Origin of the sequence: Methanobrevibacter sp. (assembly GCF_017539065.1) — an archaeon.
In the GTDB taxonomy this organism is placed as follows: domain Archaea; phylum Methanobacteriota; class Methanobacteria; order Methanobacteriales; family Methanobacteriaceae; genus Methanocatella.
This window is the reverse complement of sequence record NZ_JAFYHP010000012.1, coordinates 14,300-39,205: the sequence shown is the minus strand read 5'-3', so window position 1 is coordinate 39,205 and position 24,906 is coordinate 14,300. Positions and strand designations below refer to the sequence as shown.

The following is a 24,906-nucleotide window of genomic DNA, read 5'->3' as shown; positions in this document are numbered from 1 at the left end:
AGAGAGCATTTGAAAAGTAATCTCAATATTATAATTCAAATACTACAGATTTAAATTTAGTGGCGGCTTCGCCAATAGCTATTATCATTTCACAATCGAGATTTAAAGCTTTTATCAAACCATCACGAACTTCTTCTTCAGAAGCGCCTAATGTTCCTGTTTTTACAAAATCATCGACATGGTTTAAAAATATCCTATCATTTAATTTAGGATTTTCCCTTAGTTTTTCAACTGCTATTTTTTGTGAAGCAACTGAAGCAGGTACAATGAATTTTGAGAATTTTAAAACACTGTTAAATATATCAATGTCACCGATGTAACCTGATTCTGATGAAACTGTTATGACGGTTGTAAATTCGCCGAACAGTTTTTTAAATTCTTTCAAAACAGTTTCGACACCTGCAGGGTTATGGGCATAATCTACATAAATGTCCTTGCCTTTAACTTTTCCTACCTCTTCCATCCTTCCACTTACACCGTTAAAATCAGCTATGCTCGGCAAAATCTTATCATATGGAAGGTCCAGGAATTCATGTGCTGCAATAATAACACCAGTTAGATTATAAACGTTGTGAAGACCGTCTATACCCATTTTCACTGTTAATTTTTCGGTTGGAGTAAACAGATCGAAAGTACGGTTGACCAAATCCACATTTGTTGCAATATAATCGACTTGAGGAGTTGTTATGCCACATTTGCAGAAGTAATATCCGCAACCTGAAATTATTTCTTTTACAGCAATTTCACGTCCGCAAACGCATTCTTTCATGCCCATGGAATCCGGAATTTCATTTATGCCAAAGGTTATGAGTTCACCTTTGAAATCCAATTCCCTCAAAAGGCCGATGATTGTCGGGTCATTGGCATTAACAATCAATTTGCCTTCACCTATCTCTTTTATGAATTCCGCTTTGACATTCGCATAATCCATAAAGCTTCCAAGGTCATTCAGATGGTCCGGAGTGATGTTTGTAATTAAACCCGCTGTCATGTCGGTATTTTTAACTATCCTTCCGATAGTTCCCGGCTTACCAAAGGTTCCGACTTCCAATATCCCCACATCACCATCTAATCTTGACTGTAAAATCGGAATGAATTCAGCATTGCCTTGCATTCCTTCCAAATCATGTTCACATGGCTTGATTCCATTGTCATATGCAATTTTTTTAAGCAATGTTGTTGTGGTTGTCTTACCGTTGGTACCTGTTATTCCAAACACCGGTTTTTCAGGTTTAATCATATCAATAATATCATATAAATCTAAAATTGGTTTATCGCATTTTTTAAGAATTTCAGAATCTTTTGATAAGCTTAAAGGACGAACAACACAATCGACTTTTTTGAAAAATGAATCTGGAGTTTTTCCATAAAAGACTTCAATATCATAACCTTCCAGAGATTTTACGAATCTGCAATCTTTTTTAAAGGACAAGTCTGTACCTATGACATTATATCCTCTTTGTTTAAGTATTCTTGCTATTAAATTACCGTTTGCTCCGCAAACTCCGATGACTCCAAAGGTTTTTTTATTCATATTTCTTACTTCCTATTTCAAGTCCTTTCATGATTTTTTCAACGGTTGTCAACCTATCGTATGCTATAAGCGGCCCCATGTGCAATATGATATCTCCCGGCTCGGAGTATTTGAATGTCTCTTCGGCGGCTATTTCAATGTTTTCCACAGCCACCTTCTTAATGTTCGGATTTGAAATTGCATCTAAAATCTCCTGAGCCGCTTCCATTTCGACTTCCTGAGTTACTTCATTAAATCCGCTTGCTATTACACATTTAAGGTCATAATTACTTACCAATTCGCCAACTTCCGTTTTATCTCTAACAGATAAAGTATCAAAATGATCCAGGAACAATACAACACTTTCATCTTTAAAGTAATCGAGTGTAATTTTCATTCCATCATATAAAAATGCAGAGTCTAAGATTACTTTTCTTCCATTATACTCCCCCACATCATCCATATGTGCAGGCAATCCCTTAAACTCGGTTAATGCGCCAATAATATCTTCTTTTTTAACTCCGTATGTGAGTGCAACAGCTGAAGCCGCAACTGAATTTTCAAAGAAATAACTCATCATATAGAACGGAGTTGTAAAAGAATCATCATCATATTCAATGGTTAATGATTTATCGCCAATAGTGCCCTTGAAATCAACATCTTCATCCAACGCATAGTATAGGGCATCATCCCTTATAGGGTCTATGAGATTAAAGCATGAATAGTTTGCGATGAATGTTTCACTGATGGCTTCCAAAATGAGTTTGCGCTGTTGATATAACATTAGTGAACCGCCAAACTCTGAGAGGTGGTCTTCTGCAATATTAGTTAAAAGACCAATTTTAACATTTAGCTTGTTTAAGAGACCAATTGTACCATGAGGAAGTTCAAAAATAGCAATATCACATTCCTGCGCTTTGCCTTTAACAATACCATCAATAATGGCTTCAGAAACCAAGTTATTTACTAAAGATGAACAGGACCATACATTAAATCCTGCCTGTTTAAATAAGCTTGTTGTGATAAAAGTAGTTGTGGTTTTGCCCATAGTTCCGGTTATTCCGATAATGTCAACCGGAATCAAATCATTGACGATTTCTGAGAATTCCTCATTTGTAAGAACTTTTAAATCGGAATCTTTAATCTTTTTAGCGATTGGAGCGGATTCCGGTAAGGTAGGAGGCATATATGCCGCTTCAAATCCATCCACTGATGGATCCTTATTGGCCATGTCTAACTTTACACCTTCCTTTTCCATTTCGATTAAACTTCTTTGAAATTCAATTTTAAATTCAGAAATATCTTTTAAGTCTGTTATTACAACATTATGCCCTAGATAATTGAGCAATCTTGCAACAGGCCTACTTGCGTTTCCTGCACCAACAACTAAATAATTCATAAAAAAGTTTCCTTATAATTTCTAGTATAATTTATAGATTTTATTAAATTTAAAGTTTAATAAAATTGATTAAAAATATTTAAAAAAAAAGAATTTAAACCTTATTCAAAATGAATAAGATTTTCAACATCATTATAAACAACATCAAGTCCACACATTGATGGAACATAGTTTGCTGCCTTTGCAGAATTTACACCGATGACTTCAAAGCCCATTTCTTCAATAGGAGCCACAACCATACAGGTGTCGCAAACGACATTTCCACCTGCAGCCTCGATTGTTTGGGTATATCCCATTCTGTCAGCTGTTGCCTTGACGCTGACTGATGTGCAAATCCATAACTTGTTTTTAATGGTTTTTCCTTCGACAATAGTCGCTACCTGCTTAATCTCTTCAAGTGATGCGTGAGGACAGCCAAGACAAATCAAATCAGGAGTCTTGTCGGTAGTTGACAATTTTTGGCGAGTTTCTGAAATTTCCTTATCAGAAATAAACATTATATCCTCAATTTCATCTTCTGAATTTAAATTAAACTCAGGAGTAACATCTTCAATGTGGTAAAGCGCTACTGAACCTGATGATGCGAGAGCTGCACCCAAGGTTTTCAAATCATTGTTGTTTGGAGTATTTTGCAGTTTGAAATAAGGTATTCCTCCACCAACAACTTTACCAATGATATATCCTAATGCACCAAAGTCTGCGCCCTTTAACTCAGTGCTGACATTGACTACCAAATTAGCCTTTCTATTTTCATCCAAATGGAAGCCATAAAGAGGAGTTTTTCCAACAATAGCGGCTGCAAGAGCGGCCGGTCCTCCTTCACGATTGGTACGGGCACCTATTACAGAGTTAACATAAGCTACAGCTGATGATTCGGACCATGAAACATGGTCTCTGAATCTTGGAACATTACCAACCAAATAAGGAGTGCAAGTACATGTTTTGGAAATGCCGAGCTTTGCATATGCATCTACAATCTGATTCTGCTTGATTGCAAAATCGCGAGGGAAACCTAATTCCTCCCAGTTATCCAAATCTGTTCCAGGCGGATTAAGTGAAGCATTGATGGTGGCTTTACCTGAACCGTCACGAGCCAAATCTTCAAGATATTCTAAACCTGCATCCCCAATTGTCTTATAAGAAACACCTGATACCTGAGCAGAAGTAATATCGACCAATTTAGAAGCACCATAGATATCTCCTAAAGCTACAAGGATGTCCATACTTTTTCTAATGGTTTCTCCATACTCTCCATCACACATTTCCTGTTCTTTTTTTGTTAAAAACATATTAATCATTATTTAATTGATATTCGACCATTTCATCTACTAAATGTAGGAAATTATCTTTTGCTTCAAATGGTATCATTGCACCAGCTGCAATATCATGTCCCCCGCCGGTTCCTGCAAAGTTATTTGAAGAATCCTTAAGTGCTTGGCCCAAATTAACTCCGCGTGCAACCATTTCACGGGTGGTACGTCCGGAAATTTTAATATCCCTGTGAAGTCTTGACATTCCAATGACTGGTTTTGAACTATCTAATAACTCAACTGACAATCCAATACTTGCAATAGTTCCCATTACGGACTTTAATACTTTGTCATCTGAATATAGATATTGAATAGCGTTTAATTGTTCTGCGCCATACTTTTTAACCCATTCAAGTCCTCTAACTATTTGATCGCGATATTGGCGTTGGAGTTTTAAAGCCGCATCCAATGCTTGGTCTCTCTCACCAAGTGCAATACTTAAACCTAAACCCTGTTTTTTATTTTTACCGCAGGCATCTAGAATGTATGCATATTCTTCTAAATCTCTGAGTAATGGAACTTCTTTTGGAAGAGTATAACAATCACCAAAAATCTCTTGATTAACATTGATGAGCGCATCTTTTAGGAGGTCTTTTTCCTCATCTTCCAAATCTGTGAATTTAATTCCATAGGATAAATTCATGCGTTCTAAAAATTCCTGAGCCCCTTCTAAATCTCCACTAATTCCCGGCAAAGGAGGTGAAAAAGTATAAGCGAGTGATTTGAAAACAGGTTCGGATTCTTTAGAAACTGTTTTTAAACCTTCATGAATTTCAACGCTCCCACTACTTACTGCATCATCTAAAATTAATTTATTAACGCCTGTAAAACCGTCTTGACCTTGCATATCCCCAAATGCACCAACAAGTGCAAAATAGGCAAGGTGTTTTTTATCCAAATCACGAATAGTTAAATAAGCTGAACCTGAACCGGACAAGTCCTTACTACCATCAATTCCAAACAAATGAGGGTTTACATGGACCACATTACTTTCAGATTCAGTATTATCTACTTGATGGTGATCAGCAACTATAACATCATGCTTATAAGTGTTGAATTCCTTAATAAATGGACTTCCCATATCTGAAAATATGAATAAATCGTATTTCTCACTTCTAAGTTGATTTACAATATCTTCCTTAAGACGTGGGATTATTGTAGTGTGAAATTGAACATCTTCTTCTTTCAAAGCATTCGCTATAACTGCTGCGGCTGATATACCATCAGCATCGTTATGAGAAATTAATCTGATAACACTATCATTGTCGATATGCCCCTTAAGCATATCGGTAGCTTCACTAGCCCTATTTAACAAGGAGTGCTGCTTCTTTTGGATTATATCTCCAACCTTCTGGTAATGCACCTTCACTTACATAGTAAGATGCTAATTTTCTGATTCTAGCTTCAATAATGGTTAATCCTCTTCTAGAGTGTAAATCTTTAGGATTTTCTTCTAAGTGGTCTCTGATGTTAACTGCTCTTCTGATTAAGTTTAATAAATCTTCTGGGTAGTCACCAGCTTGACCGTTTCTTTTTAAAATTTGAGTAATTCTTTCACCAGTTACGTCTTTTACTGATGGAATTCCGTATTGGTCTCTTAAGATAATACCAATTTCGGAAGTACTTTTACCTTCTCTGTTAAATTTTAAAATCATTTCTTCAATTTCTTCATCACTATAAGTTACCCATTCTGGTCTTGCCATAATATAAACCTCTTTAAATTTTTTAAATCTTAAATAAGCCCAATATAAACAGAAAATAATGTTATTCTTGACTAGAATACCATTCGATAAATTTCTTTAATGAATTCTTTCTATGTGAAAATTGGTTTTTTTCATCAGTTGTAAGTTCCCCAAAGGTCTTGCCTTCACTTGGGACATAAAATATAGGATCAAATGCAAATCCTAAATCTCCTCTTTCTTCAACTGCGATTTCACCTTCGACCTTGCCTAAAAAAGTCTTGGGCTCAGAATTGGGGGCACAGTACCCAATAACTGACCTGAATTCGGCATAACGGTCAGAAGAATCTGCTAATAACTTTAAAATACCTTGATTTCCAATAGTATCCTGAACATAATGTGAATAAGTTCCCGGAAACCAATTTAAAGCTTTAATGAATAAACCAGCATCTTCCACAATCACAGGTTTGTCAAGCTTACGACTAGCATATTTTGCGCCTGATAAGGCCACTTCCTCGAGAGTTCCTTGGGGTTCTGTATAGCCTAAATCAATATGCTCTAAAGTAATGTCATAATCTTTGAAAATATTCTCTGCTTCTTTTACTTTATGTTCGTTACCAGTTATAAATGTTATCATATTTTTAACTATGATGATGATTTTTATTATATGTGTTGGTTATGAATCAGTGGGTATATCTTCCACGGGATTCGATGTCTGAAATTGTATTTAATATTGATTTATCCCCATAACCATTTAAAACACAATCAAAGTATTTTACTGCCAAATTATAATCAATACTTTGCAGGGATTTTTTCAAAACAAGTAAATCAACTGCTTTGTCTTCTTTCAATTGGGAATATCTTCCAAGCCCGAAATCAATGAAAACCAAATTGCCGTCCTGAAGCATTATGTTGGATGAGGTGATATCGCCATGAATAATATCATAAGAATGTAATTTTGATATTTCCTGACCTATTTTAAACGCCAAATCTTCATCGATGACATCCTTAACCATGACTCCCCCAATCTCTTCCATTACAATAGCTTTGCGGTTCAAATCGACATCATATAAAACCGGAGTTTTTACACCTGCCCTTTTGGCATCAGACAATAGCTTAGCTTCTTCTTTGGTTCTCGCTTTTCTGATTTTAGAATCGATTTCAGGAATCCTATAGCTTTTAGGAATTCTATCCTTAATCACTGCCTTTTCACCCAAATAATCGCTTTTAACAATATTGGATTCGGCACCCTTTGCTATCAATTCATCTGGAAGGGTTAGATAAGTTTTAGTATTGTCAATCCAAGGAATATCCACTTCATCTGTCCTGAACTTCTGAATGATACCTGTGTCGGCCAGGTCCATTGGACCAAATTGTTTGCACATCAACAAACCCAACCATGCAATCATGACTCCATTATCTCCGCATAGTTTCATTTCAGGCATGTAGAATTTTGCACCGTGCTCTTCGGACATTGTCTTTAGCATTTCACGCAAACGTGAATTGGCTGAAACTCCTCCGCACAACATTACCTCATCTTTTTGAGTATGTGACAGTGCACGTTCTGTAACTTCAACAAGCATTGAAAAGGCAGTTTCCTGAAGTGAAAAGCAAACGTCCTCTATTGGAGTGCCCTTTTCCACTTCCCTAATGGCTGCTGACAATAATCCTGAAAATGAGAAGTCCATTCCCTTAACGACATATGGCAAATCGACATATGAACCTTGCTTTGCCAACTTTTCTATTACCGGTCCGCCGGGATGACCTAAACCTGTTTCACGGCCAAAATGATCAAGGCAGTTTCCAACTGCAATATCCAAAGTTTCGCCGAATATCCTATATCTTCCGCTTTCGTAAGCGATTACCTGACTGTTTCCCCCACTGACGTAAAGCGATACTGGATTGACTGCACCAGTGTCAAGTTTTCCAACTTCAACGTGTCCAATGCAGTGATTGACACCTATGATTGGTTTTTTCAATGACAATGCAAGGCTTCTGGCGGAAGTTGCAACAATCCTCAAAGCGGGACCGAGACCCGGACCTTGCGAGAATGATATCAAATCAATGTCATCATATGACAAGCCGGATTCTTCAATGGCTTGCGGTATCAGTTTAGGAATCCATTCGGCATGGTGTTCTGCGGCAATTCTAGGATGGATGCCTCCCTCTTCTGGAAATAGCTGTTTTCCAGCCATGGCTAGGATATTGCCTTCACTATCAACTATACCTACACCGGTTTTTTCTGCTGTTCCTTCAATTCCTAAACTTATCAAAATAATCAACTTGAATTTATTTAATGTTATAATATTGTTCTTTTTAATATTAAACTATAATGAATACCATGATTGTAGTTTTTCTGAAATAATATTTTCAATTTCCTTTTTCATTTTAACATTTAAATATACATCAGTTCCATGCTGAGTTTTTTTAAATCTAATCATTTTAAGCTTGTACAAATTTTTTAACTCATTTTTTACATGTTTGCATGGAATTTGGGATAACTTATTGCAAACATTGGAAATTGGAGTGTGGCGTTTGTTGAAATATTTGTTATGATATAAGAAGAATAGGATTTCTTCCTGAATAATGGTGTTGGTTTTCAATTTAACACCCTATTCTTTCTCAGTGTACTTTTCTAAAAGATTTTTTAAATCATTGGCTGTTTTTTTATCCATGACAATTTGTAAATCAGATTCGTTGATTAATTTAAATCCTTTTTCATCAGTGATTAATTTTTTATCACAGATAATTATCCTAATTTCATCATTAGTGCCGCCTACACCAAAAGATGAAGCATGAACGACTTTAGAGTCTTTATTTATTTTAACATTCTCATCATACGGTATATCAGATATATTCTTCATTTTATCACCTGCTCAATAACAAATCAAAAGAATTTTTACTGGATTTATCGGAGGAAAATATATAAAATTCTCTTGATTCAATTTCAAATTCTAGTTTATCCAAATCTACTTCATTAGGAATTTCATTAAGGATCTCATCCAATTCTTCATCTGTAAATTCCTCTCCCACTTCTTCCGGAACTTTTAATTGTTTTTCGATTTCTATTTTTACGAGCTTATCATTAATACTGAAAAAATCTTTTATGAACTCGGATTTAGGATTTACAATATATTTAGGTCCTTTTTTACATAATAATTCATATTCAAGAAAATCATCAATAAATTTATCTAAAGTTGACCTAGATATTTCAGATCCTACTGCCAGTTGCTGTTTTGTAAATTCATGGAAAGGACAAGACAGCATATAGTCGATTACCTTAATTTGAGGGTGGTTTCCCAAAATATCTTTTATCATTTAATCACCAATGTATAATAATTAGACATTTTTTTATATAAATATTTTTTTAATGTCTAAAAAAAAGACAATAATCCAATATAGAAACAATTTTAAATTTAAAAAACAAAAGTGAAAGTATGGGATTTTATAGTGCAAATACTCCAGAACAAAAGAGAGTAAAACAACTGACAGGAGACATTAACATCAACGAAATGTTTAAAAACGAATGCAATACAAGGGGAATACCTATTTACAATGCGTATAACATCCAAAAAAGGTTAATACATGAAGTTGAACAGGAACAGTTGGTTGGTGTTAAACAAGTAGACGATAGATTGATGGAATTGCTTGACGAGAGAGGAAAAAATAAAGTAACCCACAGATATGTCGATTTCGTTGCAAAAGAAGACAGCGCTTCAAGAGGCACAATACCTCCAAGAGGAGATGAAAAATCTTCACTGCCTCCAAAAGATCAAATTAAAATCCCTCCAAGAGCAAGAGACGGACAGACATTCCCAACTGATGATGAACTTCCGGAAAGGGAACTGTTGAAGAAAATCATGCTTCAAAACAAAAAAATAATTAATCAGAATAAGGTAATTATTGATTTATTGAAAAAACAAGGTGAAAAAGATGATTGATGGAATTAAAACATACGGATCAACAGAATTGACAGAAAAATTACAGGAATGTGACGATCCAGTATTTCTACTTACAATCGGAACAACCGATACATCATTGATAGAAGGCATTTCCGGAGCGGGACCTTCTGCAGAATTAACAATATACACACCTGCTTCCGATGCTGAATTTATGGTTCTGGGCGAAGTAAGATGTTGTGAAGCTCCTGCGGAAACCGTAGTTGGAGACGCAGCGGCACCTACACCTGCAAGACTTACCAAAGCATCTCTTCAAGTTGCAAACATCCCATTCGTTATTGTTGATGCAGGTTCCAAAATCAAACCTGACCTCGACTATGTCAGCTTAGGCAAAGATTATGGAAGAGACATTAGAACAGGTAAAGGTGTCTTGAACCCATTGGAAATATTTGAAAATGCAAAAGATTTAGGTAGTGAATTATCATACAGGCATGAAATGCTCATTATCGGTGAAAGCATCGCTGCAGGAACAACAACAGCTCTTGGAGTATTGAAAGCACTTGGATATGAAGCTAATGAGAAAGTCAGCGGAAGCATGCCTCATAACCCTCACGATTTAAAGTCAAATACCGTGAACGAAGGATTGAAAAATGCCGGAATTGAAATAGGAAAAGCGGATGCGATGCAGGCAATCGGTGCAGTTGGCGACCCGACCATCCCTGCAATTGCAGGATTGGTATTAGGTTCCGATATCCCTATCATTTTAGCAGGCGGAACACAAATGGCCGCAACCTGCGCTGTAATCAAATCCATACAGCCAACATTCGATTTTTCAAGAATCAATTTAGCCACTACAGTATTTGTTGCCGCTGATGAAACCGCAGACCTGTTCGGTATCCTGGAACAGATTGACGATAACATTACCGTCAATGTAGTGGACCCTAGATTTGAAGAATCCGAACATGAAGGATTGAAAAATTACCTAAAGGGATTTGTTAAAGAAGGTGCTGGAGCTGGAGGAGCAATGTACACCGCACTTGTTTTAGGAAATTCCGTTGAAAAATTAAGAAAAAAAATAGAAAAAGTATGTAAATAGAGATTATTTTTAATCTCTACTATTTTTAATTTTAGAATATATGAGCGATTGAGCCCATAAATACTATTATACCTACCAACCAACAGTAATAGGCAAAAATGTCTAAACTCTTATTTTGAATTAAGTCCAACATCCATCTGATAGCTAGATAACCTGCAATTATTGAAGCGATGAACCCTAAAAATATTGGAAGGAAGTTAACATTCATTGCAGAACCAATATCCTTAAGTTGGAAAACAAAGGCACCAAAAATTGCCGGTATTGATAATATGAAACTGAATTTTGCTGCAAATTCCTTTTCAAGACCGATTGTTAAACCTGCTGCAATTGTTGTTCCTGAACGTGAAAGCCCTGGAAGAATTGCACATGCCTGACCTAATCCCATAAACAATGCTTCTTTTGCAGTGATTGAATCGTAATTAATTTCACCGCTAGGCATTCTTTGTGATAGATATAATATTGTTCCTGTGACAAATAAGAAGAAGGCCGGAACATATAATGCGCCTGCAAACAATGCATCTACTGAGTCTTCAAATAGCACACCCGCAATCCCCACAGGAATTGTTGCTAGTATCACATACCATGCAAGTCTCTTATAAGGATCTTCATAAAATCCTTCCTTGAATCTTCCATTTCGGATATCATTAATACTGTACCACCATGATTCAAGCATCTTATAGACATCCGCCCTGAAAAACCATAATACAGCAATCAAAGTTCCTAAGTGAAGGAAGATATCAAAAGCTAGAGAGCTTTCAACCCCAAGAATATTTTGAATGAAAACTAAATGTGCGGAACTACTAACTGGTAAAAATTCAGTTAATCCCTGAACAATACCAATTATAATTCCTTGAACTATATTCATAGACTACCCCATTAAATGTAAGTTAACCAACCATATTTGTCTTCAACTTTAGCTTCAACAATGTCAAAGAATGAAGATTGGATTTTTTCAGATATAGGGCCTCTGCTACCAATACCGATAGTTCTGTGGTCGATTGAACGAATTGGAGTAACTTCTGCTGCAGTTCCAGTGAAGAATACTTCATCTGCGGAGTATAATCTTTCTCTTGAAATTATTTCTTCAACGACTTCATAACCTAAATCACGTGCAACAGTCATTATTGAATCTCTTGTAATACCTTTAAGATTAGATGAAGACATTGCAGGGGTGAATAATTTTTCGCCTTCGACGATGAAAATGTTTTCTCCACTACCTTCTGAAACATGCCCTTCATAATCAAGCATGATGGCTTCATCATATCCATTATCGATAGCCTCAAGTTTTGCTAATTGAGAATTCATATAATTAGCAGCACATTTTGCAAGTGCTGGGAAGGTATCTGGTGCTGGTTTTCTCCAGGAGGAAACACCAATGTCTACACCTTTTGCCATTCCTTCTTCTCCTAAATATGATCCCCATTCCCAAGCAGCAATAACTACATTAACAGGACAATTTAAAGGGTTTACACCAAGTTCCCCATATCCTCTGAATACGACAGGGCGTATGTAACAACCATCTAAATCATTTACACGAACTGTTTCTAAGATTGCTTCTTCAATTTCTTCTTGTGTGTATGGAATATCAATTTTATAAATTTTTGCAGAATCGAATAAACGTTGTACATGTTCTTTTAAACGGAATACTCCTACACCGTTTTCGTTTTTATATGCACGAATTCCTTCAAAAACTCCGGTACCATAATGGACAACATGAGAAAGTACGTGAATATTTGCATCTTTCCAGTCTACCATGTTTCCATCAAACCATATTTTACTAGCTTTGTCATCCCATGCCATTTTATCACCAATTAATTAATATATATTTTGTAACTAATAAAATTTTCTTAGGTAAAATTTAAAAAATAGTAATCTATATATATTAGTAAATTTATAATATTACTTGTTGGTTCCGTGGTCTAGTGGTATGATACCTCCCTTACAAGGAGGGGATCACGAGTTCGAGTCTCGTCGGAACCACTTTAATTCTATTTTTAAAGATTTATTCAGATTATACTTGATTTTTTGCTCTTTTTTGATGAAAATTCGATATATTTCATGCTTAAATAAACGTTTCAATAGATGCTAATAGTTCAATAAGAGACCAACAAACTATGGCCAAATTATCAAATAATAAAATTTAAATAGTTTTTATCTTAAAATTATTATTATCAAATAAGGAGACTAAATTATGGTAGTTAAAATTGCTATTATTAAAAGTGGTAATATTGGTACTTCACCAGTAATTGACCTATTGTTAGACGAAAGAGCAGACAGACCAAATATCGATGTAAGAACATTTGGATCTGGTGCAAAAATGAACCCAGAACAAGTAGAAGACGTCGTACCTAAAATAGACGCTTTCGAACCTGATTTCGCAATTTTCATTAGCCCAAACCCAGGAGCTCCTGGACCAGCAAGAGCAAGAGAATTATTATCTGAAAAAGACATTCCTGCTATTATCATTGGTGACGCACCTGGTAAAGGTAAGAAAGATGAAATGGACGAACAAGGACTCGGTTACATCATCGTAATGTCTGACCCAATGATTGGTGCAAAAAGAGAATGGTTAGACCCAACTGAAATGGCTATTTTCAACTCAGACATCTTAAAAGTACTTGCAGAAACCGGTGCATTAAGATTAGTCCAAAAAACCATTGACACCGTAATCGAACAAGCAGAAGCAGGTGCAATCGAATTACCTAAACTCATTATTACCGCTGAAAAAGCTGCAGAAGCTGGTGGATTCGCAAACCCATACGCAAAAGCAAAAGCTATCGCTGCATACGAAATGGCAGGATCCGTTGCAAACTTAGACATGAAAGGTTGTTTCATGACCAAAGGTTTCGAAAACTTCATCCCATTAGTAGCTGCTGCTCACGAAATTGCTGCATGTGCTGCTAAATTAGCACAAGAAGCAAGAGAAATCGAAAAAGCTAATGATACTGTTTTAAGAACCCCTCACATGAAAGAAGGAAACCCAGGTTGTAAAACAGACTTAATTAGTAAACCACAATAAGTAGTTTAATTACTACTTACTTTTTTTTATTTTTTTAAAAAAAATTAACACCACTATTTAGTAATGGATTTTTCAAATAGTATATTCTATGAAAAATTAAAAAAAGATAGCTAATAAATTAGCTATAAAACTCCTTTAGTTGAAGGAATTTGATCATGTTCAATTTTGATTGCTTCTTTTAGAGCCTTTGCAAATGCCTTGAAAACAGCTTCTGCCTTGTGATGGTCATTGGCTCCTTCAACGGTACCATAAATGTTTACTTTACCGCTTGAAGCAAATGATTCGAAAAAGTGAATGATAACGTCAGCTGTCATGTCGCCGATTTTTTCATTCTTGAAATCCAAATTCATGTTGCAGTAGCTACGTCCGCTGATATCAATTGCCACTGTTGAAACTGATTCGTCCATCGGAACGATTGCATGAGCCATTCTTTTGATGCCCTTCTTATCGCCTATGGCTTCCAGGAATGCCTCTCCTAAAAGTATTCCAATGTCTTCGATGGTGTGGTGGTCATCTATTTCGATGTCTCCCTCTGCCTTGACATCCAAATCTATCATTGAATGTTTGGAAAATGATTCCAGCATGTGATTGAAGAAGTTTACTCCTGTTGAGATGTTATAAACCCCTTTTCCATCAAGATCCATTTTTATTTCTATATCTGTTTCAGATGTTTTTCTTGAAACATTAGCAATTCTAGTCATAATCTAACCTACAAAATAATTAATTTTAGCTTCAATAATTTAGGCTTATTCACCGGGACGTATAATTTTAATGCAGTCTGTAGGGCATTCCATGGCACATAGCGTACAAACATGACAATATCTTAAATCTAATATACGTGCAACGCGACCAACTTTCCAAATTTTAGCTGATTTGGGACAAATCTCGGCACAGTTACCGCATCCAATACATTTATCTTCATCAACCAAAATTTGCAGTGCCATAATAATCCCTTTATAGTTTTAATGTTGCAACAGACATTGCCTTAAATCCAACATAGACCTCTTTTCCGATGTTAAGATTCAATTCTTTTTCTGCAGATACTGTAATATCGCTGCATAAAGTGATTCCGCCAACATTGACTTTGACACGAATGATTTCGCCTTCGAGCCTCATTTCAATGATTTGACCTTTTAAGATATTACGAATACTGGAAGCCTGCGGCTCCAACATTAAAAAGATGTTATCATAACTAATCAAAGCCAATATGTGATCTCCAAGCTCATAATTCCTATTCAATGGAGCATTAATCTCAAAATCCTTCATTTTAATGGTCATTACACCCTTAGTATCGTTAATATCTACAATTTCGGCTTCAATCTCATTTACATCTTTGTGAAGCTCCATAATAGCATTAATCTTTTTACATTCTTTTAAGATAGAGTATCCTTCTTCAGTCAAAGAGGTTCCTCCACCTCCACCTTTTCCACCTTTAGTAGTTGCTACAACTTTTACATCAAGTGTTGATTCTATCTTATCAATATAATTCAGTGCAGTCCTGTAAGAAACGTTAATTTCTTTAGCGGCAGCTGTCAAAGAGCCAGTTTCTAAAATAGATTCAAGCAAGTTGTATTTTTTACTGTCAAGTAGAAAAGAATTGCCATCTACATTAATTTTATATTCTACCCCTGCCTTTACATCAGTCATATTATACTCCCCCAAGTATAACTATTAAAAAATATATTCGTTATATAATAAATAGGTTTTCTATTATCTGTTTCTGAATTCAATTTTTTCAACAAAGTTCAATACCTTATTGACAAATTTGGATAAAGGACCTAATTTCGATGAATATCCTCTCAAAGTGGCAATATCTTCCGCAGTGAAAAATCTGACTAAAATTAACGCGAAAAAATAGACAATCATACAGATTATGATTCCAGGAAACAGCCATAAGGTGGTCTTAGGAATAAAGAGACCTGCCAATCCCATGATTAAAGCAGCCATCACTATTTTAACAACCGGTTTTTTGGGAGCTTTTGTTTCAGTCAATTTAAATACGAAATATACGCATGGGACCATCATTAAAAAGCAGGAAATGGTTGTAGCAGTCGCACCACCTGCAATACCCAGATATGGAACAAAAAGCCAACAGAGTGCGGCAGTTGCAATAGAACCGCATATCAAAATATACATTGGAATCCTAGGATTTCCGATACCCTGAACAATACTGGTTGATATGGCAAAAATTGAGTAGAAAGTCATTCCAATTGACAATATGGCCAAAGCTGAAGCACCTGCAACATAAGCAGGGGTTTTGAAATATAATAATTTCAAAGTAGGTGCTGCGAATAATGCAAGGCCAATGCACATAGGAACTACAAATAACAATGATATTTTATAAGCTTCGCTGACATATTTTTGAAGAGTTGGAATATCTCTAACCTTAAAAGCTTCAGAAGAAGCTGGCAAAATGGTAGTTGCAACAGAAATAGAAATCATCAAAGGCAATCTGGCAATAGGATCCGCGGCTGTGAAAAACCCGATATCCGCCAATGTCAGGAATTTACCCATAATGATTGTACAGATATTATAGATAAGCATTTCAGCAATTGCAGTAATAATTACCGGAATGGAGAATTTTACTAATACGAGCCCTAATTTGAGTTCATCGCGAAAGCTGAATTCAAAATCATCGGTTGGTTGGGGAATATATTTCGGCATGTAAAACTTAAATATCAACACGCAAGTAACGGCAGAAAGGGCATAACCGATGACTGTACCCCATAATGCACCAACAACGGAAAATCCTATTAAAACAAATGCTGTAGCAAAAAGAATCATTCCCAATTGTTCAATAGCACGGGTATAAACTATATACTCCATCTTGTATACACCTTGGAATGAACCTCTGAATGCTCCCATAATGACACTGAACGGAGTGATCAAACCGATAATCTGCAGTGGAACCATTACTTCAGGCTTTCCCATGAAATTATTGGCAATGTACGGGGCAATGACAAAAATCATTAAAAATCCCAAGGATATTCCCAAAAACACCATGATTTTCAGCGCGGTGTAGATAGTCTGCCTGGCCATATTATAGTCTTCAACGGCATTATATTCGGCAATATATTTGGATATTGCAGGAGGAAGCCCTCCAGCAGCCAATGTTTGAAAAATCCCTTGGAAGGACAATGTAGTCCCTAAGATACCGTTGTTGACAGGACCCAAAAGAGTAGCCATTAAGAAACGGTACAGATAACCTCCGATACGAAAGATTATGTTACCAATGAAAATTATCAAACTGCCTCTGAGTAACTTATTTGCCATAATATAACCTTAAAAATAGATATTACATATATGTAAATTAATTTTAATATATATACTTATTTAAGAAATTTTCAAATTCTATCAAAGTCCTATTCAAAGACTCCATACCATATGTATCTTCCTTTATTTTATCCAGAGAGTCCTGAGACCAGAATGATGCGCCTAAATTGGAACCGAAAGGCCCTCCGCTGACCGGGATTATGCCGTGTATCATAAAATAGGTGATGTTTGCCAGATGAGCGAAATCCTGACCCCCGGTACGGTCCCCGCCGACTGCAATGCTAATTCCGATTTTTCCTCTTAAAAGATTATAGTCAATAGCTTCAAGAGCTCTTGTTCTGTCCATTATTGCTGAAAGATTTGATGAAATTGATCCTGACTGTATCGGAGTGGCCAATATTATACCATCGGCTTGCTGAAGATTTTCATAGATTTCTTGCATATCATCCTGTATGATGCATTTCTTATTTTCCAAACAGTAATCGCAATGCATACAAGGCTTAATATCCTTTGCCTGGCAAGTAAACATTTCAGTTTCAAAATTATGGCTTTCCAGTATGTCCAAAGCATGGGCCAATACGTAATGAGTTGTATCGTTTCTCGGACTTGCACAGATTCCAAAAACTTTCATAGAAATATTTAGGTTATATTAATTAAAATATATTTGGAATAGACTTGAAAACGATTTGGAAGTAATTTACTCTTCAACCATAATTAGTTTTCCCGTTGAAGGGTCCTTATATACTTTTCCCATTTCCATATAACCTTGACCTGAACTGTTGGAAGTATCTGGAGTTTCATTGAGTTGATGGCCTTCTGTAACTTCAGTAGTCTGTTGTGCTTCCTGAAGGGGCTGGTCCTGATTTTCCTGGAAAACCACACTCTGCATATTCCAGCTGATTACTACAAAAATCAATAGACCAACTGCAATTACAAGCATTGCATCAACAAGGTTGGATGTCCCTGCCATAGGGTCTTCTTCACTTTCAGTGAAACGTTTCTTACCTTTTTGCCTTACCATCAAATCACCCTTGATTTAATTTGTCTAAAACACAATCCACTAAAGTATCCAAGTTGGATAGGTATTCCTCATACCATCTGCGTCTGATTTTAGCAACGACATATGCTAGAGCACCAGACCCGATACCCACTACAGTTGTATCAAAAGCTACAATAATCGAATTTGCCAATGTATTAATGTCTCCTGCTCCCAATGCTGCAAGACCCGGTCCCATTGGAATCAATGTTCCCATTAACCCCAATGTAGGCCCAATACGTGTAATAATATCTGTTCTTCCAAGGGATTTGGTGAATCCGTTTTCTTCTGATTCAATTAATTTACGTGCAAGCGCTTCCCTTGATTCTTTTGTAAGAGATTGTGCCCTTATTACTTTCATCAATATTAATTTTTGTGATTTTGGAATTTTTGCGCCTTCAACAATTTTTTTCACATCATCAATTGATGGAGCGTTATTGATATTGAAAACCAGCTTTTCAATTACATCCACCGATACTTTCATTCGTGAAGTATACTCCGATATGAGACCTCCAAGCATCAATATTGCAACTAGTGCAAATAATAATAAAAAGATAACTACAGGAATTTGTAAACCCTGTGAGATTGCATTCAATGCTGATGTTAAAAATTCACTTCCCGGAACTGTTGTAACCATGTAATTCACCTATGATAAATGACTCCTATTTCTTGATATTAACATTCCAATCACAATAACTATAACCAATAATATTACAAATATCGCTAAATTATCAGTTGATTCTATTGTAATTGGATTCATTGTATTTATTAAAATATCAGTAATGTATGGTAGGAATAGTGCTGATATCAAATAATACAATCCTAAAAAAAACATAAAATTGCCTAATATGATTGGATATGGCTTGTCTAAAAATACTTTAACAAATGATTTTGACAGGAAATATGTGATTACTATTGTTGCCACAAGTGCAAGTGCAACATATACACTCAAGTTCACCGCACCCAAACCGATTGTCGGTGCAACCAATAGTACACTAACTAAGATTGATCCAAAACAGCACGGGCATGGTGCAATAACTGCCATTGCAGTTGCTGCTGCAGTATTTCTTTCATAAACTTTGTATTCCCTTATTGTGAATATTCCCGCTGCAATCATTATGGCTGCCATAATCAGGAAAAATTCAAAGTTATAAGCATAAATCCATTCTGTAATTTCCTGCGTAAAAAAAGAGGCAATCCAACACAGTATTAGGACTCCTCCTCCATAACCTATTGATACACCAAGCAAATACTTTTTGGAAAAATTGGCAAGACCCGTTGCAAGGCCAAGTTTTATTCCGAATATTAAAACCGCCGCCAATATTCCTAATTGCCATAATGTTGAAATAACATCCATAATTTTCACCTATTAATAATTTTAAACTTAAATAAAACATTTCCTCGAAAATATTTTATTTAAGCTTAAAAAAATAATAAAAAAGGTTTATAAAAAACCTTTATTCATTAAAATTGTAATTATAGTCGAAGTCTACGACTTCCTCTTTTTCTTCGTCTTTATTTCTAATGTAACCTAATCCTATGATAATTACCAGTCCAATGACTGCAAGCACTGCAAGGATTGATAAACCGGTGTCGGATGATGATTTTGCAACAACCGGATTGATTTCAGCTGCTTTTTTACCATCCTGTGATGATGCACTTTCTCCTGCACCACTAGTGCCTTGAGACATGCCTGTACTAGGCTGGCTTCCATCTACACCTACTCCATTACCGGAAGAAGTACTTCCAGTTGAGGATTGTTTGGTGCTTGATGTGGAAGATGAGTTTGTCTCAACGGTAGATGTTGCATCTGATCCCTTTTGAGGATTTGGATTTGAAGCATCAGCATCACTTTGTGGAGTGTCAGGTGAAGCATTAGTTTGAAATGCCGGGTTTTGGGTTGCCTCATAGAGTTTTGGCAGTAATTTTGCAAGAATGTCTGGATTAACATATGTTATTGCCCATTGCATCATTGCCACATTACCACAACTGCAGTCACAGCATGCCACACCGTTTTGTACGGTTGCCTGTGCCCAGGTATTTGCAATATCCCTTATTGTTGCATCATCTGCATTCCAATAACCTTCCTTAATTGCTGTAAGCATTGTTCCGGACATGGATATTAATGAATATGCATTGTTACCTGATTTTAACCATTCGTTAACGCCTATTCCATATTTGTCTCCATAGTAGGTATCATATACTTTTTTCCACAATTCATCTGATACTGCTGAAGGACGGGTAACCTGCCAACCGAACAAGTTGGTGACAAATTTGTTTGAAATATATCTGGCACCGCTGTAACCTTCATTCATCATACCTTTAATCCATTCAGGATTATCATACCTTGCTGTAATTTCAGCATTCATCACTTCTTCAAGAGATTTTACATATGGATGAGTCTTATCTGCATACATTAAAATATTCATTTTTGGAGTTTTTCCTGAGATATGCTCGAGAGTCATTGAAAGACCTCCCCAGTAATCGAAGAAGTCATCATTGTCTAAAACTCCATACTGGTTGGTATTACGACTTGCTACAATTGTATCCGCATTGGATAATGCTCTAAAGAACACTATCGGATTTGTATCTCCCCAATAGTTTTTGGAGTACATATTACCCATTCTTCCAAGATAGAAATCAGCAAGTTCGGAGGTATCATTCCAGGTCCAGGACATCTGAACGAGTTTTGATATCCCTGCACCGTAATCTCCATTTGGAGGTGCAAATATTCTTGTAATCGCACATTCACCAGCATAAGTGGCATTATAGCCGATACTTAAATAGTACAAACAGTCTTCAACCCAATGTTTGGCAACATAATTATCTTCTAAAGATTCAGAACCTATTCCCTGATAGTTGATTCCTTCCATTACGAATTCAAGAGCTTCCAATAGTTTGGCTCCCTCTTTTGTTTTAATAAGAGTCCTATTATTTTTAATTGTATTATATGAACAGGCCAATGTCATTCTAAATGCATTATCCATTAGAACTGCTTGAGATGAGTATAAGTCCCTGAATAAACCGCTTGTAATGACTGAAACGTCAATCCTTTTTTTAGCCCATCCTTCAGGCCTTACCAAATCGTCAAGAGGAACAACCTCAGGATATGATTCTGTTTTCATACCGGTGACATATCCTTCATCATCTACCCCTGCAGATGCTGAAGCGTGCCATTTTACCTGCATACCAAGCAAATATAATACAGTGGATACCAATGCACCATCGTCTCTTGCAGTTTCTACACACCAAATACCCATAATGATTTTTTCTGTTTCATCATCAAGGTCTGCCAGTGTCAAGAGTGCAAGAGTTTTTGCATATTCATAGGCATCCATTGTTGGAAGTTCAGCAGACTGGTCCTGGAACATGTTGTAACCTGTCGGCAATATTGCCGGTGTTGCAATCAAATCGCCTCCATAACCAACTGGAATATATTTGCCTTCCAATCCCTTAAGCATTGAGTTTAATTCATTGGCAATACTTTCATTAATCAGATTGATGTATTTTTTAGCCTGATTTAGGCATTCCAATAAATTATTACTGTCAATATTTAAAGTGTTGTAAACTGTATCGGCATCCCAATATATTAAAGCCTTGCAAATGTCATATGATTTATTTAGGATAGATTCTCTTTCAAATGCGGTTAAATCTTCATAATCCTTTGAATAGTAGTTATTTGACAATACTTTAAAAAGATTTGTAGTTCCCTTATTTCCCGGCAGGTCAAAATCACGTGATATCATTGCAGATACCGTGTTTGCAACATCCTTTTCACTCCACATCTCACCGATTGCATGAAGACCCAATGGGTACAAAGTATTTTGCATTTCTTTAAGGAATGTGTTTGTATAACTGACCAAATCAGCATCACTAAGCGCCTTGGTCTCATTTTCTGATAGGCCAAAACTACCGTAATACAAATTGTCAATTACAATACCTCGCAATTCCTCTGCCAATACTTTTTTCATAGTTTCATCAAAAGTATTTTCGTACTCTTCAATGATTTTTGCAGAAGCTGTGAGATTACCATATAATTGAGTGTATGCCATTGGAGAGGTCAAGTGTGAAATCATCACGGCAAATCCTCTTCTTTTAGCTTGAATTGCTTCACCTAAACCATCAGTAATGTAGAAATATAGTTGAGGAACATCTCCCACCACAATAGATCCATAATCATTGTAAGATAAAAGAATCTCTTTTCCTGGCAGCCATTCGTGTGTTCCGTGTCTTCCTACAAATATCATTGCATTTGAATATCGGCTTTGCATATAATAGTAAGCGGCAAGGTACTGATGAGTCGGTGCAACAGCAGTACAGTGATAAAGGTTTTCAACATCTGACTCCCATCCCCTTTGAGGTTCGGGGGCCACAAATATGTTACCGAATGTTAAACCTGGAATTACAAAGTAATCGGTTCCATTACGGTTCACCATCATGATATTGCCTGGGGCTTCACCCCATCCGTTTAAACCTGCTATATTAAGGGATTTGAACTCCGCGTAATACTGTTCAAATATCTGATAATCACTGTATGAACCGGTTGATGCATATTGTTTTAAACTTGCTACAATATTTTTTAAAGCTTCTGTTGCCATAACAGTATTGTTTTCAGGAAGCAGAGCCACTATCTGATTATACCACTCATCAATTGTATCACCAATTGTTACAGTATATTGAAGCTCTACAGCCCTTTTTGTTAACTCTGCAATATATGCAACAGGACCTTCTGAAACCTGTATTTTTACAATATCATCCAAAGTATTATACCAGTTCACATATTCGTCAACCGGCAATAATGTGATGCCGGTTTGGTTAGCTAATTTCTGAAGCTCGCCCGGAGCCCAATTAGCTACATTAATACCGCATCTAATCATCTCATTTTCAAGTTCAGATACATTTTTAGGCAATTCACCAACATTATATCCTGCATCTTTTAAAGCGTAAAGCATATTATAGATACTTGTTATTGAGTCCAGGTAACTGGAACCGATGTTCTGCTTTCCAGGTGGATAATTATAGTAAATGATGGATAAAACTTTATCATCATTTAACGTATAACGTAAATCCACCCATGAGGAAATTCTATCGGTCAATAAATTGATATTTTCATGATGAGGTGAATAACCGGTGATTAAAGCACCAGTTCTCTGAGATAATGTTTTAGCGGCCCCCCCAATGAAGGTGGCATCAATAATACCCTGAGCTTCGGCAATTGATACATGCCACCATTTATCACTCATAGTGGTTGTCAAACCTGTTGAACTTAACTCCCACTGAGCATTTGATACATAATCAGAATGAACTGCTCTGAAAACCGGAACCCCTGCATCTTCAAAGAAATCTGTAGTGTTTGCAAATGTTTCACCGCCAACACCATATGCAACCATAGATACAATTGCATCGAGATTTACATCATATTTTGAAGGATCTGCTAAAAATTCCTGATAAGTTGACGCTGTTGTGAAAGTTTCAACCATTACCATGAGCTGCTCTTTAGTAGCACCAGCTGCAAATACCGGAATTACATTGAATCCTTTAGATTCCAATTGCTCTACAATTTCATAACATGGCTGCAGTGCATTTGAATTCACATACATTGTACTTTCCAAAACACAAGCAATACGAGTTTTTGAACTGTCAAAGAATTCTGCCTTATAATCTTCCAGGGAATACCATTTGTCCCTGTAAATACCATATAATCTTGTTCCGTCACTTGTTGGTTCGCTATATTCCACATCCAATCCAAGATTATTTAATATATAAAGGATTTGGCTTTTAAGGTTATCCTTATTGTTAATATCCTTATATAAGACGATGTTATTAAATATGGAGTTGAATCTGCTTCCGAAGTCAGTTCCATAAAATTCAATGATATCTTCAAATGCAGTTCCCCTTTTAGTGAGTGTAAAGTATGTGACTATTTCCTCATTGGTAAATCCGTCGAATATCTTTACTCCATTAATAACATTTTTCTTCAATAAGTCAATGGAAGTTGATGTTGAAGTTAATTTTCCGGAAGGAGGTTCGAGAATTAAAAATATGTCTTTTTGTGCTAAAGCAGGATAGTTAGCAATGAGACTTGTCAATACAGCATCTACATCAGTACTGATCCACTCGCCAATGAATGCATCAGAATTATCCATTAATGCATATAACTCATCTTCAGGCATATCCTTGATTTGCTCCCCGCTTCGAATAACCAAATTTACATCCAAACCATTATCAAGCAACTCTATAGCGGCAGTATCCAGAATATTTGTTCCGGAATTATCACTAATAAAGAATATGGTTTTTTTACCTGATTGAGAAGATAAAATATCATTAGAATTATCACTTACCTCAGTATAACTATCTAAAGCAAGATCATCATTAGAATTATCACTTTCGTCCTTTGAAACATCTAAATTATCATCAACTTGAACTGTTGAATTTTTATTTTCAACAGCCAATTTGCTAACATCATTTTCAACGCATATGTCAGACGAATCTTCAATTGCAATGCAATCTGTTTGATTAAGTGATTCGGCCGAAATTGCAAGCATTGTAAATGACAATAGAACAATCAAAGTGAATAATAATATAGAACATTTCTTTATGCCAAATTTCTGCATAATATTAGTCTCCAAATTATGCATGATAATAAATCACAATCATCTATTATCAATATAATATATGATTA

At 36.0% G+C, this 24,906-nt stretch carries 24 protein-coding genes and 1 tRNA gene; 4 read left to right on the top strand and 21 right to left on the bottom strand.

Going from position 1 to position 24,906, the window contains the following annotated elements; all coding sequences use genetic code 11:
* Positions 1 to 28: 28 nt before the first annotated feature.
* The 10 genes from IKS50_RS02230 to IKS50_RS02185 all read right to left on the bottom strand — a co-directional run bounded on the left by IKS50_RS02230 (position 29) and on the right by IKS50_RS02185 (position 9,219).
* Positions 29 to 1,534, bottom strand: a complete 1,506-nt coding sequence (locus tag IKS50_RS02230) for a Mur ligase family protein (protein ID WP_292844649.1) — start codon at positions 1,532 to 1,534, stop codon at positions 29 to 31.
* Positions 1,527 to 2,912, bottom strand: coding sequence for a Mur ligase family protein (locus IKS50_RS02225; protein WP_292844645.1), 1,386 nt, complete (start codon positions 2,910 to 2,912; stop codon positions 1,527 to 1,529). Before IKS50_RS02225 ends, IKS50_RS02230 begins: the two co-directional genes overlap by 8 nt.
* 101 nt (positions 2,913 to 3,013) lie before the next feature.
* Positions 3,014 to 4,201, bottom strand: a complete 1,188-nt coding sequence (locus tag IKS50_RS02220; RefSeq protein WP_292844642.1) for an aconitase X catalytic domain-containing protein — start codon at positions 4,199 to 4,201, stop codon at positions 3,014 to 3,016.
* A gap of 1 nt (position 4,202) precedes the next feature.
* A complete protein-coding gene (locus IKS50_RS02215) occupies positions 4,203 to 5,537 on the bottom strand; it encodes a DHH family phosphoesterase (protein WP_292844639.1) in 1,335 nt (444 codons plus the stop codon).
* The gene (locus IKS50_RS02210; protein WP_292793116.1) at positions 5,527 to 5,925 is read right to left on the bottom strand and encodes a 30S ribosomal protein S15; all 399 of its coding nucleotides are present in this window, start codon (positions 5,923 to 5,925) and stop codon (positions 5,527 to 5,529) included. Before IKS50_RS02210 ends, IKS50_RS02215 begins: the two co-directional genes overlap by 11 nt.
* Positions 5,926 to 5,986: 61 nt before the next feature.
* On the bottom strand, positions 5,987 to 6,538 hold the full coding sequence (locus IKS50_RS02205; RefSeq protein ID WP_292844636.1) for an XTP/dITP diphosphatase: 552 nt from the start codon (positions 6,536 to 6,538) through the stop codon (positions 5,987 to 5,989).
* Positions 6,539 to 6,584: 46 nt separating this feature from the next.
* A complete protein-coding gene (locus tag IKS50_RS02200) occupies positions 6,585 to 8,183 on the bottom strand; it encodes a bifunctional N(6)-L-threonylcarbamoyladenine synthase/serine/threonine protein kinase (RefSeq protein WP_292844633.1) in 1,599 nt (532 codons plus the stop codon).
* Between the two features lie 45 nt (positions 8,184 to 8,228).
* Entirely contained in the window at positions 8,229 to 8,504 is a 276-nt protein-coding gene (locus IKS50_RS02195) for a hypothetical protein (protein ID WP_292844630.1), read from the bottom strand.
* 9 nt (positions 8,505 to 8,513) lie between these two features.
* A complete protein-coding gene (locus IKS50_RS02190) occupies positions 8,514 to 8,765 on the bottom strand; it encodes a hypothetical protein (RefSeq protein ID WP_292844627.1) in 252 nt (83 codons plus the stop codon).
* A gap of 4 nt (positions 8,766 to 8,769) precedes the next feature.
* On the bottom strand, positions 8,770 to 9,219 hold the full coding sequence (locus tag IKS50_RS02185; RefSeq protein WP_292844624.1) for a hypothetical protein: 450 nt from the start codon (positions 9,217 to 9,219) through the stop codon (positions 8,770 to 8,772).
* 119 nt (positions 9,220 to 9,338) lie between these two features.
* Between IKS50_RS02185 and IKS50_RS02180 the strand changes: the two genes are divergently transcribed.
* Both IKS50_RS02180 and cobT read left to right on the top strand, forming a co-directional pair.
* A complete protein-coding gene (locus tag IKS50_RS02180; RefSeq protein ID WP_292844622.1) occupies positions 9,339 to 9,842 on the top strand; it encodes a hypothetical protein in 504 nt (167 codons plus the stop codon).
* Positions 9,835 to 10,896 carry a nicotinate mononucleotide-dependent phosphoribosyltransferase CobT gene (cobT, locus tag IKS50_RS02175; protein ID WP_292844620.1) on the top strand — a complete coding sequence of 354 codons (1,062 nt, stop codon included), beginning with the start codon at positions 9,835 to 9,837 and terminating at the stop codon, positions 10,894 to 10,896. The genes IKS50_RS02180 and cobT overlap by 8 nt, the downstream gene beginning before the upstream one ends.
* 31 nt (positions 10,897 to 10,927) lie before the next feature.
* Here the strand turns inward: cobT and IKS50_RS02170 are convergent, their stop codons facing one another.
* Together IKS50_RS02170 and IKS50_RS02165 are read right to left on the bottom strand one after the other, a co-directional pair.
* Complete coding sequence (locus IKS50_RS02170; protein WP_292844617.1) at positions 10,928 to 11,761, bottom strand: undecaprenyl-diphosphate phosphatase; 834 nt, start codon at positions 11,759 to 11,761, stop codon at positions 10,928 to 10,930.
* A gap of 11 nt (positions 11,762 to 11,772) precedes the next feature.
* Positions 11,773 to 12,696, bottom strand: a complete 924-nt coding sequence (locus IKS50_RS02165; RefSeq protein WP_292844614.1) for a branched-chain amino acid transaminase — start codon at positions 12,694 to 12,696, stop codon at positions 11,773 to 11,775.
* A gap of 108 nt (positions 12,697 to 12,804) precedes the next feature.
* On the opposite strand from IKS50_RS02165, the gene IKS50_RS02160 reads away from it, so the two are divergent.
* Together IKS50_RS02160 and IKS50_RS02155 are read left to right on the top strand one after the other, a co-directional pair.
* Positions 12,805 to 12,876, top strand: a tRNA-Val gene (locus IKS50_RS02160).
* 211 nt (positions 12,877 to 13,087) lie between these two features.
* Complete coding sequence (locus tag IKS50_RS02155) at positions 13,088 to 13,915, top strand: F420-dependent methylenetetrahydromethanopterin dehydrogenase (protein WP_292844611.1); 828 nt, start codon at positions 13,088 to 13,090, stop codon at positions 13,913 to 13,915.
* Between the two features lie 122 nt (positions 13,916 to 14,037).
* Here IKS50_RS02155 and hisB read toward each other — a convergent pair whose 3' ends face one another.
* The 9 genes from hisB to IKS50_RS02110 form a co-directional block, all read right to left on the bottom strand.
* Complete coding sequence (gene hisB, locus IKS50_RS02150) at positions 14,038 to 14,616, bottom strand: imidazoleglycerol-phosphate dehydratase HisB (protein ID WP_292844608.1); 579 nt, start codon at positions 14,614 to 14,616, stop codon at positions 14,038 to 14,040.
* A 45-nt stretch (positions 14,617 to 14,661) separates the two neighbouring features.
* A complete protein-coding gene (locus IKS50_RS02145; RefSeq protein ID WP_292844604.1) occupies positions 14,662 to 14,859 on the bottom strand; it encodes a 4Fe-4S binding protein in 198 nt (65 codons plus the stop codon).
* A gap of 10 nt (positions 14,860 to 14,869) precedes the next feature.
* A complete protein-coding gene (locus tag IKS50_RS02140) occupies positions 14,870 to 15,562 on the bottom strand; it encodes a TOBE domain-containing protein (protein WP_292844601.1) in 693 nt (230 codons plus the stop codon).
* 63 nt (positions 15,563 to 15,625) lie between these two features.
* Positions 15,626 to 17,188: a flippase gene (locus IKS50_RS02135; RefSeq protein WP_292844598.1), complete on the bottom strand. Its 1,563-nt coding sequence runs from the start codon at positions 17,186 to 17,188 to the stop codon at positions 15,626 to 15,628.
* Positions 17,189 to 17,231: 43 nt separating this feature from the next.
* Positions 17,232 to 17,819 carry a flavodoxin family protein gene (locus tag IKS50_RS02130; RefSeq protein ID WP_292844595.1) on the bottom strand — a complete coding sequence of 196 codons (588 nt, stop codon included), beginning with the start codon at positions 17,817 to 17,819 and terminating at the stop codon, positions 17,232 to 17,234.
* A 66-nt stretch (positions 17,820 to 17,885) separates the two neighbouring features.
* Entirely contained in the window at positions 17,886 to 18,209 is a 324-nt protein-coding gene (locus tag IKS50_RS02125) for a DUF2149 domain-containing protein (RefSeq protein ID WP_292844592.1), read from the bottom strand.
* Positions 18,210 to 18,213: 4 nt separating this feature from the next.
* Positions 18,214 to 18,861, bottom strand: a complete 648-nt coding sequence (locus IKS50_RS02120; RefSeq protein WP_292844589.1) for a MotA/TolQ/ExbB proton channel family protein — start codon at positions 18,859 to 18,861, stop codon at positions 18,214 to 18,216.
* Positions 18,862 to 18,870: 9 nt separating this feature from the next.
* Entirely contained in the window at positions 18,871 to 19,581 is a 711-nt protein-coding gene (locus IKS50_RS02115) for a DUF2162 domain-containing protein (RefSeq protein WP_292844586.1), read from the bottom strand.
* 100 nt (positions 19,582 to 19,681) lie between these two features.
* Positions 19,682 to 24,838, bottom strand: coding sequence for a cobaltochelatase subunit CobN (locus IKS50_RS02110; RefSeq protein ID WP_292844583.1), 5,157 nt, complete (start codon positions 24,836 to 24,838; stop codon positions 19,682 to 19,684).
* Positions 24,839 to 24,906 lie beyond the last annotated feature (68 nt).